Source organism: Kaistia defluvii (assembly GCF_040548815.1).
Taxonomy (GTDB): Bacteria; Pseudomonadota; Alphaproteobacteria; order Rhizobiales; family Kaistiaceae; genus Kaistia; species Kaistia defluvii_A.
Window position 1 is genome coordinate 1,582,476 of record NZ_JBEPSM010000001.1, and the last position, 14,664, is coordinate 1,597,139.

The 14,664-nt window shown below is 66.1% G+C and carries 17 protein-coding genes; 7 read left to right on the forward strand and 10 right to left on the reverse strand.

The window, feature by feature from the left end; all coding sequences use genetic code 11:
- Window positions 1-41: 41 nt before the first annotated feature.
- Both ABIE08_RS07405 and ABIE08_RS07410 read right to left on the reverse strand, forming a co-directional pair.
- Window positions 42-836 (reverse strand): DODA-type extradiol aromatic ring-opening family dioxygenase, encoded by a 795-nt coding sequence (locus tag ABIE08_RS07405; RefSeq protein ID WP_354549903.1) that lies wholly within the window; start codon window positions 834-836, stop codon window positions 42-44.
- 111 nt (window positions 837-947) lie between these two features.
- Window positions 948-1,541 carry a TetR/AcrR family transcriptional regulator gene (locus ABIE08_RS07410; protein ID WP_354549905.1) on the reverse strand — a complete coding sequence of 198 codons (594 nt, stop codon included), beginning with the start codon at window positions 1,539-1,541 and terminating at the stop codon, window positions 948-950.
- A 103-nt stretch (window positions 1,542-1,644) separates the two neighbouring features.
- Here ABIE08_RS07410 and ABIE08_RS07415 point away from each other — a divergent pair, with 103 nt between their 5' ends.
- Both ABIE08_RS07415 and ABIE08_RS07420 read left to right on the forward strand, forming a co-directional pair.
- Entirely contained in the window at window positions 1,645-2,919 is a 1,275-nt protein-coding gene (locus tag ABIE08_RS07415; protein ID WP_354549907.1) for an MFS transporter, read from the forward strand.
- 124 nt (window positions 2,920-3,043) lie between these two features.
- Window positions 3,044-3,529 carry a DUF992 domain-containing protein gene (locus ABIE08_RS07420; protein WP_354549909.1) on the forward strand — a complete coding sequence of 162 codons (486 nt, stop codon included), beginning with the start codon at window positions 3,044-3,046 and terminating at the stop codon, window positions 3,527-3,529.
- Window positions 3,530-3,587: 58 nt separating this feature from the next.
- On the opposite strand, the gene ABIE08_RS07425 is transcribed toward ABIE08_RS07420, so the two are convergent.
- From ABIE08_RS07425 to ABIE08_RS07435, 3 genes are all read right to left on the reverse strand, one after another.
- Entirely contained in the window at window positions 3,588-4,973 is a 1,386-nt protein-coding gene (locus tag ABIE08_RS07425; RefSeq protein ID WP_354549911.1) for a class II 3-deoxy-7-phosphoheptulonate synthase, read from the reverse strand.
- Window positions 4,974-5,113: 140 nt separating this feature from the next.
- Entirely contained in the window at window positions 5,114-5,929 is an 816-nt protein-coding gene (locus ABIE08_RS07430) for an LssY C-terminal domain-containing protein (RefSeq protein ID WP_436409509.1), read from the reverse strand.
- 24 nt (window positions 5,930-5,953) lie between these two features.
- A complete protein-coding gene (locus ABIE08_RS07435; RefSeq protein ID WP_354551619.1) occupies window positions 5,954-6,751 on the reverse strand; it encodes a helix-turn-helix domain-containing protein in 798 nt (265 codons plus the stop codon).
- 117 nt (window positions 6,752-6,868) lie between these two features.
- Here ABIE08_RS07435 and ABIE08_RS07440 point away from each other — a divergent pair, with 117 nt between their 5' ends.
- Together ABIE08_RS07440 and ABIE08_RS07445 are read left to right on the forward strand one after the other, a co-directional pair.
- On the forward strand, window positions 6,869-7,270 hold the full coding sequence (locus tag ABIE08_RS07440) for a hypothetical protein (RefSeq protein ID WP_354549913.1): 402 nt from the start codon (window positions 6,869-6,871) through the stop codon (window positions 7,268-7,270).
- A gap of 71 nt (window positions 7,271-7,341) precedes the next feature.
- A complete protein-coding gene (locus tag ABIE08_RS07445) occupies window positions 7,342-7,704 on the forward strand; it encodes a nuclear transport factor 2 family protein (RefSeq protein WP_354549915.1) in 363 nt (120 codons plus the stop codon).
- Here ABIE08_RS07445 and ABIE08_RS07450 read toward each other — a convergent pair.
- From ABIE08_RS07450 to rpiA, 4 genes are all read right to left on the reverse strand, one after another.
- The gene (locus ABIE08_RS07450) at window positions 7,701-8,588 is read right to left on the reverse strand and encodes a DNA-3-methyladenine glycosylase 2 (RefSeq protein ID WP_354549917.1); all 888 of its coding nucleotides are present in this window, start codon (window positions 8,586-8,588) and stop codon (window positions 7,701-7,703) included. The two genes, ABIE08_RS07445 and ABIE08_RS07450, sit on opposite strands and share 4 nt — an antisense overlap.
- A gap of 115 nt (window positions 8,589-8,703) precedes the next feature.
- On the reverse strand, window positions 8,704-10,083 hold the full coding sequence (gene gor / locus ABIE08_RS07455) for a glutathione-disulfide reductase (RefSeq protein ID WP_354549919.1): 1,380 nt from the start codon (window positions 10,081-10,083) through the stop codon (window positions 8,704-8,706).
- A 116-nt stretch (window positions 10,084-10,199) separates the two neighbouring features.
- Window positions 10,200-10,706 carry a DUF2059 domain-containing protein gene (locus ABIE08_RS07460; protein ID WP_354549921.1) on the reverse strand — a complete coding sequence of 169 codons (507 nt, stop codon included), beginning with the start codon at window positions 10,704-10,706 and terminating at the stop codon, window positions 10,200-10,202.
- A 28-nt stretch (window positions 10,707-10,734) separates the two neighbouring features.
- A complete protein-coding gene (rpiA, locus tag ABIE08_RS07465) occupies window positions 10,735-11,430 on the reverse strand; it encodes a ribose-5-phosphate isomerase RpiA (RefSeq protein ID WP_354551620.1) in 696 nt (231 codons plus the stop codon).
- 158 nt (window positions 11,431-11,588) lie between these two features.
- On the opposite strand from rpiA, the gene gph reads away from it, so the two are divergent.
- A complete protein-coding gene (gene gph, locus ABIE08_RS07470; protein WP_354549923.1) occupies window positions 11,589-12,260 on the forward strand; it encodes a phosphoglycolate phosphatase in 672 nt (223 codons plus the stop codon).
- Window positions 12,261-12,282: 22 nt separating this feature from the next.
- Here gph and ABIE08_RS07475 read toward each other — a convergent pair whose 3' ends face one another.
- A complete protein-coding gene (locus ABIE08_RS07475; protein ID WP_354549925.1) occupies window positions 12,283-13,161 on the reverse strand; it encodes a cell envelope integrity EipB family protein in 879 nt (292 codons plus the stop codon).
- A gap of 185 nt (window positions 13,162-13,346) precedes the next feature.
- Here ABIE08_RS07475 and ABIE08_RS07480 point away from each other — a divergent pair, with 185 nt between their 5' ends.
- Together ABIE08_RS07480 and ABIE08_RS07485 are read left to right on the forward strand one after the other, a co-directional pair.
- Window positions 13,347-13,811 carry a RidA family protein gene (locus tag ABIE08_RS07480; RefSeq protein WP_354549927.1) on the forward strand — a complete coding sequence of 155 codons (465 nt, stop codon included), beginning with the start codon at window positions 13,347-13,349 and terminating at the stop codon, window positions 13,809-13,811.
- Between the two features lie 6 nt (window positions 13,812-13,817).
- Window positions 13,818-14,585 carry a glycerophosphodiester phosphodiesterase family protein gene (locus tag ABIE08_RS07485; protein WP_354549929.1) on the forward strand — a complete coding sequence of 256 codons (768 nt, stop codon included), beginning with the start codon at window positions 13,818-13,820 and terminating at the stop codon, window positions 14,583-14,585.
- The last annotated feature ends 79 nt before the right edge of the window (window positions 14,586-14,664 follow it).

A 14,664-nucleotide genomic window follows, 5' to 3' on the forward strand; every position in this document is an offset into this window, starting at 1 on the left:
AAACCTCTCGCCGGCTCCCTCGGCCCTGCCCGCTCCGGCCCTTAGCTGAAGCGGTACATATCCATCGAGAGCGCCTGATATTCGTAGGAATTGTGGATGCGCTCGCCTCTGGCGCCCTCGCCCGCGGCGCCCAAGGCGACGAAGAAGGGCAGGAAGTGGTCATCGTCGGGATGGGCCATCACCGCATGCGGCGCCTTCGCTCGATAGTCGATCAGGCTGGCGGCATCGCCCACGGCGGCCCGGTCGGCGACCCAGTCGGCGAATTCGCGCGCCCAGTCCACCGGCGGCGCATCGACCGCCGGCATGCCGCCGGGATTGCGGAACAGCACGCGCAGATTATGCGTCGCCGCGCCCGTGCCGATCACCAGCACATCCTTGTCGCGGAGCGCCGCGATCGCCCGTCCAAGCGCATAGTGATAGGCGGCATCGCGATGCGGCTGGATCGACAGCTGCACCAGCGGCACGTCGGCACTAGGCCAGACCAGAGACAGCGGGATCCAGGTGCCATGATCGAAGCCCCGCTTCGGCGCCACGTCGACCGGCAGGCCAGCCGCGCGCAGTTCGTCCGCGACCTCGGCGGCCACGGCGGCATCGCCAGGCGCGGGGTAATTGATCTCGTAAAGCGGCTTCGGGAAGCCTCGGAAATCATAAATCATTTCCGGATGCGGGTCGGAAACGACCGTCGGCCGATCCGTCTCGAAATGGGCAGAGACAACCAGCACGGCGCGAGGGCGCGGGAGGGTGGAAGCGAAGTGCTCGAGAAAGCGATGCGCCGGCGTGTCCGTCAGCGCCAACATCGGCGAACCGTGCGACAGGAAGAAGGTGGGAAGCGACATCGGACTATCCTTTGCGTGTTGCAGGGAAGGTAGTCCCGGCGGCCCTCACTCAGTAGATGCACAACCAAGCACGCAGTGTTCAATCCACGTGACCAATGCGCGCCTTGGCGTTCAATCGTTGAGGCTGGCCTTGATCATTCGATCGGCGGCGGCCGCCAGCGACCGCGACGGGCCGCCCTCTCCGAACAACTGGCCGCTGGCATAAGCGCCTTCGGCGAGCAGATAGAGCCCGTCGCCCAGCACCTCCGGCTCCGCCGCGCCCATTGCCTTCGCCATCTCGGTGAGCCGGCGGCGCAGTTCGCGCTTGTTCTCGACGGCGACGAGTCGGGCCGGATTGTCCCTGGCCGGAAACTCAACCGCCGCGTTGGTCATGCCGCAACCGCGATAATTGGCGCTTTGCGCCCGCTCGCCGACGCCGGAGAGATAGGCGAGGATCTGCGCTCGCGGATCGTCGGGATGCTTGGCCACGATGGCGTCGAACCGCTTCCAGAACTCGACGTCATAGTCCCGCATATAGTCGGCGGCGAGTTCATCCTTGGAGGCGAAATTACGGTATAGGCTGGGCTTGGTGACCCCGGCCCGCTCCACGATCTCCTCGATGCCGACGGCTCGGATGCCTTGGCGATAGAAGAGGTCTCGCACCGTCGCGCGGATCCGGTCGGCGGCGCGCGGCGGCCCATCCGCCCGCTGGCCTGCTTTCGTCACCTGTCGATCGCTGCTGCCTGCCAAACTTATTCTCCCGGCCCGCTTGACGATGTAACTGAACGGTACGTATCATATTTCGAACTGAAACGGAACGGTCAGTAACATGAATATGGTCCGCCGTCGGCCCTTTGGCCAGAACTATGCTTTCGTGGTCGCGGGTGTGATCTTCGTCTGCCTGCTGGCCGGCGCAGGATTGCGCGCCGCCCCGGGCGTGATGATGCTGCCGATCGAAACGGCGTTTGGCTGGAGCCGCGAGACGATCTCGCTCGCCGCCGCCATCGGCATCTTCCTCTATGGCCTCACCGGGCCCTTCGCCGCGGCGCTGATGCAGAGCTTCGGCATCCGTCGCGTGCTGATCGGCGCCCTGCTGCTGATGTCGGCCTCCACGGGCCTCAGCGTCTTCATGAGCGCACCCTGGCAGTATGTCGCCACATGGGGCGTGTTTTCCGGCGTCGCCTCCGGTTCGGTCGCGATGGTTCTTGGCGCGACAGTGGTGAACCGCTGGTTCGTCACCAATCGCGGCCTGATGATGGGACTGCTGACCGCCAGCACCGCGACGGGAACGCTGATCTTTCTTCCGGGCATGGCGGCGCTGGCGCAATGGGGCGGCTGGCAGGCCGTCGTCCTCTCGGTCGCGGTAATTTCGGCGGCGCTGGTGCCGCTGGCTTATTTCTTCGTGCCCGAGCGGCCGCAGGACATCGGCATCCGCCCCTACGGCGCGCCCGAGGGCGAGCTGGCGCCAAGCGGCCCGCAGGGCAACGCGCTCGCCAACGCCTTCAACGCCCTGTTCGAGGCGGCCCGCACCAAGACCTTCTGGTATTTGTTCGCCACCTTCTTCATCTGCGGGTTCACCACCAACGGCCTCGTCGGCACGCATATGATCGCTTTTTGCGGCGACATGGGCATGCCGGAAATCCAGGCCGCCAGCCTGCTCGCCATGATGGGGCTGTTCGATCTGGTCGGCACTACAGCCTCCGGCTGGCTGACCGACCGCTTCGACCCGCGCAAGCTGCTGTTCGCGTATTACGCGCTTCGCGGCATCTCGCTGATGTTCCTGCCCTTCACCGATTTCAACTTCTACAGCCTGTCGATCTTCGCCGTCTTCTACGGCCTCGACTGGATCGCTACCGTGCCGCCGACCGTCAAGCTCGCCAATGAGGCGTTCGGCGATCGCAAGGCCCCGATCGTCTTCGGCTGGATCGCGGCTGGCCACCAGTTGGGCGCGGCCTCGGCCGCCTATTTCGCGGGGTACATGCGAACGACGCAGGGCAACTATCTCGACGCCTTCATCATCGCCGGCGCTACCGGCATCCTCGCCGCACTGCTCTCGCTGATGATCGGACGCCGGAAGCGTGAGCTGGTCCCGGTTGCAGCCTGACGAAACGGCCTCAAGGAAAATTGCTTCGCGCGCATGGCCCAGTCGCACGTTTCGCGTGTAGAAGAAAGCCTGGTTCACGGCCCTTCCCGTGAACCCAACCGAAGCAAATTCCACGAGGTCGACTATGTCGAATCTGCACAAGACCCTCCTCGCAGCCGTCATCGCGGTGACCGCTGCCCTCCCGATGGCCACCGCCGCTCAGGCCGCCGTCAAGACCGGCGCCCTGACCTGCCGGGTCGCATCGGGCGTTGGCCTCATCCTCGGCTCGCGCCGCTCCGTCAACTGCGAGTTCAAGTCCAATCGCGGCACGGAGTTCTACACCGGCCGGATCGACCGCGTCGGTCTCGATGTCGGCTTCACCCGCAACAGCGTCATCGTCTGGAACGTGTTCGAGCCGACGCGCCGCCATGGTGATCTCTCGGGCCGCTACACCGGCGCCACGGCGCAGGCGACCGTCGGCGTTGGCCTGGGCGCCAATGTGCTCGTCGGCGGCGGCCAGAACAGCGTCGCGCTGCAGCCGCTTTCGGTGACGGCGCAGACGGGCCTCAATCTCGCCGCCGGCGTCAGCTCGCTGCACCTGACGCGCGTCAAGGCACCGGTGCGCCGCTAAACAAAAACGGCGCCTGCCCAAGGCACGCGCCGCTCTTTCCGTTCGTGAACGCCGTTTTCTACAGGCTCGCGACAGCGCGCTGCTGCACGATGCCCTGGCGGCTGGTCTTCAGCAGTTCCGCGACGAGGAACGCCAGCTCCAGCGCCTGGTCGGCGTTGAGGCGCGGGTCGCAATGCGTGTGGTAGCGGTCCGACAGGTCCTCGTCGCTGATAGCGCGGGCGCCGCCCGTGCATTCCGTGACGTTCTTGCCGGTCATCTCGATATGGATGCCGCCCGGCAAGGTGCCTTCGGCCTGATGCACCTCGAAGAAGTTCTTCACTTCGCGCAGGATCAGGTCGAACGGCCGCGTCTTGTAGCCGCTCGACGCCTTGATTGTGTTGCCGTGCATGGGATCGCAGGACCAGACGACCGAGCGCCCTTCCTTCTCCACGGCCCGGATCAGCTGCGGCAGGTGGTCGAACACCTTGTCGGCGCCGAAGCGGCAGATGAGAGTCAGGCGTCCGGGCTCATTGTCGGGATTGAGCACGTCGATCAGCTGCAGCAGGCCATCGCCGGAAAGCGACGGGCCGCATTTGAGGCCGATCGGGTTCTTCACGCCGCGCATGTATTCGACATGGGCATGGTCCGGCTGGCGCGTGCGATCGCCGATCCACAGCATGTGGCCGGAGGTGGCGTACCAATCGCCCGTCGTCGAATCGACGCGGGTCATCGCCTGCTCGTAGCCGAGCAGCAACGCCTCGTGCGAGGTGAAGAAGTCAGTCGAGCGCAGCGACGGCGTGGTCTCCGGATCGACGCCGCAGGCGCGCATGAACGCCATCGACTCGGAAATGCGGTCGGCGATTTCCTGGTAGTGATGGCCCTGCGGGCTGTCCTTGACGAAGCCGAGCATCCACTGGTGGACATGCTCGAGATTGGCATAGCCGCCCTGCGCGAAGGCGCGCAGCAGGTTCAGCGTCGCCGCCGACTGGCGATAGGAATCCTCGATCCGGCGCGGATCGGGAATGCGCGCCTCCGGCGTGAATTCGATGCCGTTGATGATGTCGCCGCGATAGCTCGGCAGCTCGACGCCATTGATCGTCTCCGTCGAGGCAGAGCGCGGCTTGGCGAACTGGCCGGCGATACGGCCGACCTTCACCACCGGCATGGAGCCGGCGAAGGTCAGCACGACCGCCATCTGCAGGAAGACGCGGAAGAAGTCGCGGATGTTGTCGGGGTGATGCTCCATGAAGCTCTCGGCACAATCGCCGCCCTGCAGCAGGAAGCTCTCGCCGCGCGACACGGCGGCCAGGCTCTTCTTGAGCTTGCGCGCTTCGCCGGCGAAGACGAGCGGCGGGTAGCTCGAAAGCCGTCCCTCGACCGCGGCGAGCGCCGCTGCATCCTGATAGTCCGGCACCTGCTGGATGGGCATCGACCGCCAGCTGTCCGGCTTCCAACTCGTCTTCATCGTGATCACTCCACACCCCTGCCCGTCTTCGCGCAGGTCCCGCGCACGACGAACCTCATCGGGTCTCGAAAGGTGCGGTCTTATACACGCATGCTCGGATGGAGGCTACCGGCGCGGGAGGGCGCATCACGCCCCCCCGTTCAGAGCCGCGAAGCGACCCAGTGCCAGAGACGATCCTTGAAGCCGACAAAGGCCGGCGGCGGCAGAATCTCCGGCGGCTTGGCCGTTTTGACGCCCGCCGGCACGAGCCGCGACATCCAGATCTCGCCGTCCGTATAATAGGGATCGCCCTCGCCATTGCGTCCGTTCAGCGTCGGGCCGATGCCGGTGATTTGATAGGTCGCCTCAACCATGCCCGCCTTCTGCAGGTCGTCGGTCAGTTCGTCACGCACGGCGTCGATGTCGGGACCGATGTGGTGGGTCACCTGGCCTGTGTCATGGCTGAGGCCGACGCCGCGATCGAAGGTCGCCGAGCCGAGCCAGACCGGGCGGTTCTCCGCGCCCTTGTCGAGAACCTGCCAGAAGCGGACGTGGTTGCGCTTGTCGGCGCTGGTGCCGACGGGCTTCTCGAAGGCGAAATCTTCGCGCCGGCCGCCATAGTAGAGCGGACTCACCGGGGCATCGTGATAGGGACGGTCGAGCACGACACTGCCGACGATCTCGATGCTGGAACGCCAGGTGATCGGGTCGGCCGGATACCAGCCCGCCGCATGCATCGCCCGGAGCACGTCCTCCTTGACGCCGACGAGCCCGACATTGAGCGGATCTCCGGGGATGCCCTGCGCCGTATGCGTCACCATCGGCCGGTCCGCGAGGCCGGGCTGCCGCTCGTAATGCGTCCAGGCGATCGGCAGCACGACATAGGCGGCGAGCCCCCAGAGAGCCAGCACGGCAACCGCGCCGGTCGCCATATTGCGCAGCCTCAGCCGCCTGCGAAGCCCCTTGTCCGCCGCCATCGCACGTCTCCCTTGTGGCGGATATCATGACGCTACCGCAAGGCGACGCAAGGCCTCCGCGGTATCGTCATCGGCCGGAAAGAAGGATTCAATCGCCAGCTCGGACAGGGTGACGTCAACCGGGGTCCCGAACAGGGTCGTTGCCGAGATTAAGGAGAGCGTCTCGTCGCCGAGGCGGACCCGATACGGCACGGCAATGCCGCCTAGATCGTCCCGGACAACCGGCCGCCCGGCACCGCCGGAAGGATAGGCGCGCAGCTCTTCCAGCAGGTCCGCGAGCCCCGCGTCGCCCGTCAGGTCGATCTCATGCGCCAGGCGCGCGAGCAGATGCGCCCGCCATTCCGGAAAATTGAGCGTACGGGGAGCGAGTCCCTTCGGGTGTAGCGCCAGACGCAGGACGTTGACCGGCGGCTCCAGCAGGCTGGCATCCACACCGGCGACAAGCCGCATGATGGCGGCGTTGGCGGCAACGAGGTTCCACTGCCGATCGATCGCCAGTGCCGGATAAGGCTCGTGCCCGGCGATGATACGCTCGACGGCCTTGCGGACGACCGCAAGGCCGGCATCGTCCAGCTTTCTCTCCCGGTAAACGGGGGCAAAGCCCGCGGCCACCAGCATCAGATTCTGCTCGCGCAAGGGAACCTCCAGCTCGGCGGCGAGCCTCAGCACCATGTCGCGGCTCGGTCGCGATCGGCCAGTCTCGATGAAGCTCAGATGCCGTGTCGACATCTCGGCGTCGCCGGCAAGGTCCATCTGGCTCCGGCGGCGGCGCTGCCGCCAGTCGCGGATCTGTTCGCCGATCGGGCGGGGATTCGTGTCCATGCACCGACGATAGCGAGAAGACCGGCAGCGATCCAATTACCTCCGAGGTAATCGACTTCATGCCCCCGGCTCGCAAATCTCCGGCCTGTCAGCAACGACGAGCCGAGGAACCGGATCATGAGCATCACCCGCCACCCCAACTTCCTGCGCCACCTGCTCCTGGCGGACGGGGCCAGTTGCCTCGCCATAGGCGGCGCGCTGGCGCTCGGCGCCGGGTTCGTCGCCGACTGGCTCGGACTGCCGGCCGGTCTGCTGCGAGCGGCCGGTCTGGTGCTTCTGCCCTTCGCCGCCTTCGTGCTGTTCGCCGCCCGCCGGCCGATCCTGTCGCGGTCCGACGTCCGGCTGATCATAGGCTGCAACGCTGCCTGGGTAGCCGGCAGCGTCCTCCTGCTGATCGGAGGCTTCGCGGCTCCAACGGCACTCGGCATCGCCTTCGTGATCGCGCAGGCCGTCATCGTCGCCATCATGGCGGAACTGGAGGCCATGGGCCTGCGTGCCGCCGCGCCGATCCCTGCCTGACCTTCCACCTTCTGCGCGAACGGCGGCCCCGTCTCGCGATCCCACCCGCAACTGAACCACGGAGACAGACCATGACCAACACGGCAGCCCTCGTCGAACGCTACATCGCCAGCTGGAACGAAACCGACCCCGCCAAGCGGCGCGAACTGATCGCAGCGACCTTCACGGAATCGGCCAGCTATGCCGACCCGATGATGAAGAGCGACGGCCATGTCGGCATCGACCAGATGCTGGCGGCCGTGCAAGAGCGCTTCTCCGGCCTGCGCTTCAAGCAGGTCGGCAAGGTCGACGGGTATGAAGATCGCGTCCGCTTCTCGTGGGAGTTGGGACCGGAGGACGGCCCCTCGGTCGCCGGCGGCACAGACTTCGCGACAGTCGATACCGGCCGACTGGCCCATGTCGTCGGCTTCCTGGACTTTGCGCCAGGCGCCTAGTCGGCGAGGCTCGCCCAGAGATGGGTGGTGGCGAGGCTACGATGCGGCGCGAAAGCCTGCATCGAAGCCTCCTGCGCCTTGATGTCGGGCCGCTCGGCGAGGCCATGCAGGCGCTGCAGCGCGGTGGCGAGGCCGGAATCGCCGATCGGCGCCATGTCGGGAAAGCCAAAGCCCCGCAGCAGGATATAGCGCGCCGTCCAGGTGCCGATGCCGCGTACGGCCACCAGCGCGGCCTCGGCCTCGCCGGCCGATCCCTGCGCCAGCGCTTCGAGCGAGAGCGCGCCATCCTCGATCAGCCGCGCGACGCCGATCAGGTAACTCGCCTTGGACCGCGAAAACCGCAGCGATGTCAGATCGCCTATCTCCAGCGCAGCGACGCGCGCCGGGTCGGGGTGGGCATAAAGCCCGCTTGCCGGATGGAGAACACCCGCGCGCTCGATCATGGCGCGACGGAGAGCGGCAGCAAAGGTCAGGTTGATCTGCTGGCCGATCACCGCCCAGCAGACGGCATCCCAGATATCGGCGGTAAGCGGGATGCGCAGGCCGCGGCGCGGGCCAAGGATGCGAGCGGCATCTTCGCGTGCCGCCACAAGCGCCTCGAAACCTACGGGATCGCTGCCGAAGCCGAGCATGCGCGACACGATCCGCTCCACCACCTCCGGCGGCAGGACGTCGCCGTCGAAATGAATTTCAGCATGCGGGTCCGTATGGCGGTCGGAATGCGCGAGGTCGATCTGAAGAAGATGCGCAGTTCCGTCGACCAGCATGGTCTTGGCGAGGGTGCGTCCCTCGACGCGCTCGCTGACGCTGAGCCGGTCGCGACCATGGTAGGCGAGCGCATATTCGGGCCGGAATGCGGGCGGCATAGCGAGGGTCAGCTTCATTCCGCGCATTTCCTCCGTGCCGCCACGATGGCCGAGCGGCTCCAACCGCAGTGCGCTAGCCCCGCCTCGACGGCCGAGCCATCCGTTTCTTGCTCCGGAACCGAGGAAGCCTAGGTCAGCTGTTGCGGCGGTGGCGGACGCTCGGCTCGCGCATGGTGACGAGTTCTTCGGCGGCGGTCGGATGCAGCGCCATGGTGGAGTCGAAATCAGCCTTGGTCGCGCGCATCTTCAGCGTGATGGCGACGATCTGCACGATCTCTCCGGCATCGGGGCCGAGGATATGGCAGCCGACAACACGATCGCTGTCCGCATCGACCAGAAGCTTCATCAGCGTCTTCTCGTTGCGGCCCGAAAGCGTGTGCTTCATCGGCCGGAAGCTGGTCTGGTAGACGTCGACCGCCGTGAATTCGGCCAGAGCCTCTTCCTCGCTCAGCCCGACCGATCCGATTTCCGGCTGCGAGAACACGGCCTTCGGAATGCCGAGGTGATCGACGGAGATGCGCTTGCCGCCAAACACCGTGTCGGCGAAGGCATGGCCCTCGCGAATGGCGACGGGCGTCAGATTGACCCGGTTGGTGACGTCGCCGACCGCATAGATCGACGGCACGTTGGACTGCGAGAATTCGTCGACGATCACGGCGCCCGCGCCGTCGAGCTGGACGCCGGCGCTCTCGAGCCCGAGCCCGCGCGTGTTGGGAGCGCGTCCGGTTGCGATCATCACCTCGCCGGCGAAAAGCGCCTCGCCGCTGCGGGTATGCGCCAGCAGACCGTCCGCCGTCTTCTCGATCGAGGTGATGACATCGCCGGTCAGGACGCGGATGCCCTTCTTCTCGATCTCCTCGCGCAGTGTTCGCCGCAGATCGGCGTCGAAGCCGCGCAGCAGCGCGTCGCCGCGGTGGACAAGCGTCGTCTCGACGCCGAGGCCGTTGAAGATGCCGGCAAATTCCACGGCGATGTAACCGCCGCCGACGACCACGATCCGCTCCGGCAGACGCTCCAGATGGAACGCCTCGTTCGACGAAATCGCGAGCTCGCGGCCCGGCAGGTCCGGCACGATATACGGCGCGCCACCGGTCGCAACGAGGATGTACTTCGCCGTGACGAGACGATCCTCCGCCACCAGACGCACCGTATGGGGATCGATGATCTCCGCGCGGCTCTGGACCAGCTTGGCGCCGGAGCGTTCCAGGTTGCGGATATAGATGCCGTTCAAGCGATCGATCTCGGCATCCTTGGCCGCCACGAGGCGCGACCAATCGAAGGTCGCCTCCCCCGGGGTCCAGCCAAACCCGATCGCATCCTCGAATTCCTCGGCGAAGCGCGACGCATAGACGAACAGCTTCTTCGGCACACAGCCGCGGATAACGCAGGTGCCGCCGACGCGGTATTCCTCCGCCACCATGACGCTGGCGCCATGGCTGGCGGCAATCCGACCCGCGCGAACGCCGCCGGAACCGGCGCCGATGATGAAGAGGTCGACATCGAACTGGTTCATGATCAGGCTCGGTTCCAGGGCATTTCAGGCGGAGAGATGGCGGTTCGCACCAGAAGAGCGCGAGCCGTCGAAGCGTTGGCGCATCGTTGCCGCTTCAGGCGGTCCGGTAAACTGGCCTAGAAGTCGACGCCCTTCTTCTTCAGGTCCTCGCGGGACTTCTCGAACAGTTCCTCGCCGACTCGGTCCGACCAGCCCTTGACGGACTGGAGGGTCTCGCCGACGACCTTCGGGCCGATTTCGGCAAGCTTGGAGCCGGCCGGGCTCTTGTAGAACGTCGAGATCGCGTTGAGCTCGTCTTCGGAGAAGTGCTTGGCCCAGATGCGCGCGACGTCGTTGTCGAGGTCCTTGCGGCGGGCAACGAGCTCGAGCGCCTGGGCGTCGACCACTTCGGCGATCAGCTGGTGCTGGTCGGGACGCACGCGGATCAGCTTGTTCTGGGTCTGCTGCGACAGGAGCGGCAGCAGGTTGTCGAAGCCGCGCGAGGTCTTGGCCGCGTGAACGGCTTCGAGCGCCGCGGCGACATGCGCGTCGGTCACTTCCTGCGCCTGCGCCAAACCGGCCGTGCCCATGGCGAGGCCGGCGGCCAGCACGACGGCGCCGATGGATTTGCGGATGAAGGTCATGGAGAAACTCCCGATGGGCGAAATAATGTTAAGCCACCAACCAGCTTATGCCTTCCGGCCGAGCGATGACGGCAGCAGATGCAAGTCCGATGAAGAGACCGTGCTCCACGACCCCCGGAATCGCGGCGAGGGCGAGACTCAAGGCTTCTGGATCGCGAATGAGGCCAAAAGATGCATCGATGATAGCGTGACCACCATCCGTTACGAAGGGTGAGCCATCGGCGCTGAGACGTCGCGTCAACGTGACCGGCATAGCCAGTTCGGCAGCCGCATCGGCGATCGCTGCCGTGGTGGCGCCGATGCCGAAATGGTTGACCTCGACCGGCAGTGGAAAGGCGCCGAGCGTGTCGACCAGCTTGGAACCGTCGGCGATCACGATCATCCGGCTCGACGCCGCGGCGACGATCTTTTCGCGCAGCAAGGCGCCGCCGCCGCCCTTGATCAGCCGCAGCCGGCTGTCGAGCTCATCGGCGCCGTCGATCGTCAGATCCAGCCGGGGCAGCTCCTCCAGCGTCGCGAGCGGAATGCCCTCGGCGCGCGCCAGCGTCGCTGTGCGCTCCGAAGACGGAACACCGACGACCGAAAGTCCGCCGCGCACGAGAGCGCCAAGGCCGCGAATGAAGTGGTTGGCCGTCGAGCCGGAGCCAAGACCGAGCTTCATGCCGTCCTCGACCTGTTCGAGGGCCGCAAGCGCCGCCTGCTTCTTGAGTTCGTCGCTGGAGATCATCAGGCACTTCGAATTTGTGGAGTGGACGCCGATCCGGCGCGGCTTGTTAGCATGGGGCGCGTCCGCCGCCAACGTCCACGCGACATCGTCCCGCCTTTCAGCGGGCGACGGGAGTTGGTAGGTTCGGGCTCCTCCACCGACGGATTCCCCTCCTGATGCGCCCCATCCTCGTCTTCGATCTCGACGGCACGCTCGTCGATACGGCCACCGATCTCGTCGCGACGCTGAATGTCGTGCTTGAACAGGAGGGCCTTGCCGCCCTGCGCTACGAGGATGCGCGCGCGATGGTGGGGCATGGGGCCCGCGTTCTGATCGAGCGTGGCCTGGCCGCCAACAACGTCACCCGCGACGCGGCAACCATCGACCGGCTGTTCGACACCTACATCGCCTATTATGCAGCGCATATCGCCGAAACCAGCCGGCCCTTCGAGGGCGTCGTCGCGGCGCTGGACCATTTTGCCGCCGAAGGCTGGCTGCTCGCGGTCTGCACCAACAAGCTCGAGGGGCTTTCCATGCTGCTGCTCGACGCGCTGGGCCTTTCGGACCGGTTCGCGGCGATCTGCGGCGCCGACACCTTTTCCGCGCGCAAGCCCGATCCACTGGCGCTCAACGAAACGATCCGCCGCGCCGGTGGCGATCCCCGTCAGGCCGTGATGATCGGCGATTCGAAGACCGACATCGACACGGCCAAGGCAGCCGGCATTCCCGTCGTGGCGGTGGATTTCGGCTATACGTCGGTACCGGTCACCGAACTCGGCCCGGACCTCGTCATCGGCCACTTCGACCAGCTGGCCGCAGCCGTCGCCGAACTGACCGTCCGCGTCTAGCGGTCAGCCGCTCGCGCTACCGTTACCGGCAGCGCTTGGCGACGATCTTGACCGGCTTCATGTCGAGCCGGACGAGCTTCCCCGTCAGCGCGAAGTCGCCATAGTCGAGCCGCATCCGCCGCGTGACGCCGTTCTCGTAGACGATGAAGGACAGCTCATAGGCCGGCGACTGCTCGCCCGAGCCCTTCTGGTCGAAATAGCTGAGCGTGACGGGCCAGTGGCGCACATTGGCGATGCCGGCCAGCTTGGCGGCGGCCTCGTCGCCAAGATCGTCGGCACCGGAATTGGCAGCGCCGATGACGGCCGCTGTCGCATAGGGCTTCTCGCCCTTCTCCGACCCATCGAACAGCCCGACCTGCACGAAACGCTCGCCGCGCATCGCCGCTTCGATGATGGTGGAGAGATGCTGGTTGGGGAACTGGAACGAAGGCGCGATGTCGAAGCGCTCGGTCTTGGGCTTGGCCAGCGTGACATGCAGCTTGCCGCCCTCGCGTTCGGCCGATCCGGTGGAATCCTCGGCCAGCGTGCCGTCGACATAGCTCTTGGTGGCGAAGCTGAAGCTCTTGCCGTCGGCATCCTCGAAGGTCGATGTCGCCACGTCGGTCAGGCGCGAATTGCCGTCGCCATCGCTGATGCGCGTCACGAAGCGCAGTTTGGTGGTGTAGCCGTCGCAGCGCGACCCGGCGAAATCATAGACCATGCGGCCTTCGGCATCGCTGACGGACTCCGCCTTGCCGCCGGAATCGAGGCGCAGGTCATAGACGGCCTGATGTATCGCGAAGGGAAGTTTGGCCGGCGCGGGCGAAATGGCAACGGCCGAACCCGCCATGACCATCAATGATGCGGCGGCGGCAACCAGCGCCAGCCCCGTGCGACCTGCACCCAGTGATACGGACTTCATGCGAGCTCCCATCGTCGTCAAGCCGACATAGGGCTGACATAGAGCGCATTTCAATCAGCAAAACGCCAAAACGTCTACGGACCAGCATATACCTTGTCGCCGCATCAGAACATGAGCGTCGCTTGCGGTCGCCCCGGAATCGGGCGAAACCCAAACGAATGAATGCCGTGCCTTGGGAGAACCCTATGACGAGCCTGATCGAAAGCCGCCTCGAAGCTCTCGGAATCGTGTTGCCCGCGGCGGTCGCACCGGCGGCCAACTATGTACCGGCCGTGGAAAGCCGAGGTTTTCTCTATATCTCGGGCCAGATTCCGGTCGGCGCCAATGGCATCGAATATGTCGGCAAGCTCGGGCGCGACCTGACGCTGGAAGACGGCCGCGCCGCCGCCCGCCTATGCGCCATCAATATCCTGGCCCAGGCCAAGGCGGCGCTGGGCGACCTGGAGCGCATCGGCCGTGTCGTCAAGCTCGTCGGCTTCGTCAATTCGGATCCGGAGTTCGTCGACCAGCCGAAGGTAGTCAACGGCGCTTCCGACCTGATGGTCGAGGTCCTGGGCGACAAGGGTCGCCACGCCCGCTCCGCCGTCGGCGTCGCGGCCCTGCCCTTCGGCGTCGGCGTCGAAGTCGAAGCCATCCTCGAAATCGCCTGATCCCCCATGCCCGCAGATCGTCCAATCGCCCCCGCTTGGCTTACCGCGCGCCCGATCGCCCACCGCGCCTATCATGACGCGGCCGGCGGCCGGATCGAGAACACGCTTTCGGCCGTCCGGGCCGCGATCGAACGCAATTTCGCGATCGAGGTCGATCTGCAGCTCACCGCCGATGGCGCCGTCATCGTCTTCCACGACGACACGGTCGATCGTCTGATGCAGGCCAGCGGCCGGGTCGATGGCATGACGCTCGCAAGCCTGAAGGCGAAGGCCTTCAAGCAGGGCAGCGACACCGTGCCGACGCTGGCCGAACTGCTGGAGACGGTTGCCGGCAAGGTGCCGCTGGTGATCGAGCTCAAGAGCAACTGGAGCGGCGATCGACGTCTCGAAGCCGCGGTCGCGCCGATCCTCGCTGCCTATGGCGGGCCGGCGGTGGTGATGTCGTTCGACCCGGATTCGATGGCGGCGATGCAGAAGCTGCTGCCCGCCATGCCGCGCGGGATCGTCGCCGACCGCTACACCGATCTCGAGGAATGGGGCTTCCTGCCGCCCCGCCGGCGCTTCGCGCTGCGCAACCTCTCGGCGGTGCCGAAGGTCGGCGCCAGCTTCGTCTCCTATGACCTGAACGGCCTGCCCTCCTTCGCCCCCTCAAGGGTGCGGGCCAGCGGGCTGCCGCTGATCACCTGGACGGTGCGCACGCCCGAGCAGGCCGCCAAGGCGAAGCTCTATGCCGACCAGATCACCTTCGAGGGCTTCGACCCGGACAAGATCTGACGGCCGATCCGCCGTTTCTGGCGCGACGCGTGGGACAGCCGGACGATGCGGAAGCCGTGAAGGGAGCCCTTGGCCCCTC

Bases quoted from the DNA above. Each gene is read 5' to 3' on its own strand.
- ABIE08_RS07405 (WP_354549903.1), bottom strand. From the start codon at position 836: ATGTCGCTTCCCACCTTCTTCCTGTCGCACGGTTCGCCGATGTTGGCG.
- ABIE08_RS07415 (WP_354549907.1), top strand. From the start codon at position 1,645: ATGAATATGGTCCGCCGTCGGCCCTTTGGCCAGAACTATGCTTTCGTG.
- ABIE08_RS07420 (WP_354549909.1), top strand. From the start codon at position 3,044: ATGTCGAATCTGCACAAGACCCTCCTCGCAGCCGTCATCGCGGTGACC.
- ABIE08_RS07425 (WP_354549911.1), bottom strand. From the start codon at position 4,973: ATGAAGACGAGTTGGAAGCCGGACAGCTGGCGGTCGATGCCCATCCAG.
- ABIE08_RS07430 (WP_436409509.1), bottom strand. From the start codon at position 5,929: ATGGCGGCGGACAAGGGGCTTCGCAGGCGGCTGAGGCTGCGCAATATG.
- ABIE08_RS07435 (WP_354551619.1), bottom strand. From the start codon at position 6,751: ATGGACACGAATCCCCGCCCGATCGGCGAACAGATCCGCGACTGGCGG.
- ABIE08_RS07440 (WP_354549913.1), top strand. From the start codon at position 6,869: ATGAGCATCACCCGCCACCCCAACTTCCTGCGCCACCTGCTCCTGGCG.
- ABIE08_RS07445 (WP_354549915.1), top strand. From the start codon at position 7,342: ATGACCAACACGGCAGCCCTCGTCGAACGCTACATCGCCAGCTGGAAC.
- ABIE08_RS07450 (WP_354549917.1), bottom strand. From the start codon at position 8,588: ATGAAGCTGACCCTCGCTATGCCGCCCGCATTCCGGCCCGAATATGCG.
- gor (WP_354549919.1), bottom strand. From the start codon at position 10,083: ATGAACCAGTTCGATGTCGACCTCTTCATCATCGGCGCCGGTTCCGGC.
- ABIE08_RS07460 (WP_354549921.1), bottom strand. From the start codon at position 10,706: ATGACCTTCATCCGCAAATCCATCGGCGCCGTCGTGCTGGCCGCCGGC.
- gph (WP_354549923.1), top strand. From the start codon at position 11,589: ATGCGCCCCATCCTCGTCTTCGATCTCGACGGCACGCTCGTCGATACG.
- ABIE08_RS07475 (WP_354549925.1), bottom strand. From the start codon at position 13,161: ATGAAGTCCGTATCACTGGGTGCAGGTCGCACGGGGCTGGCGCTGGTT.
- ABIE08_RS07480 (WP_354549927.1), top strand. From the start codon at position 13,347: ATGACGAGCCTGATCGAAAGCCGCCTCGAAGCTCTCGGAATCGTGTTG.
- ABIE08_RS07485 (WP_354549929.1), top strand. From the start codon at position 13,818: ATGCCCGCAGATCGTCCAATCGCCCCCGCTTGGCTTACCGCGCGCCCG.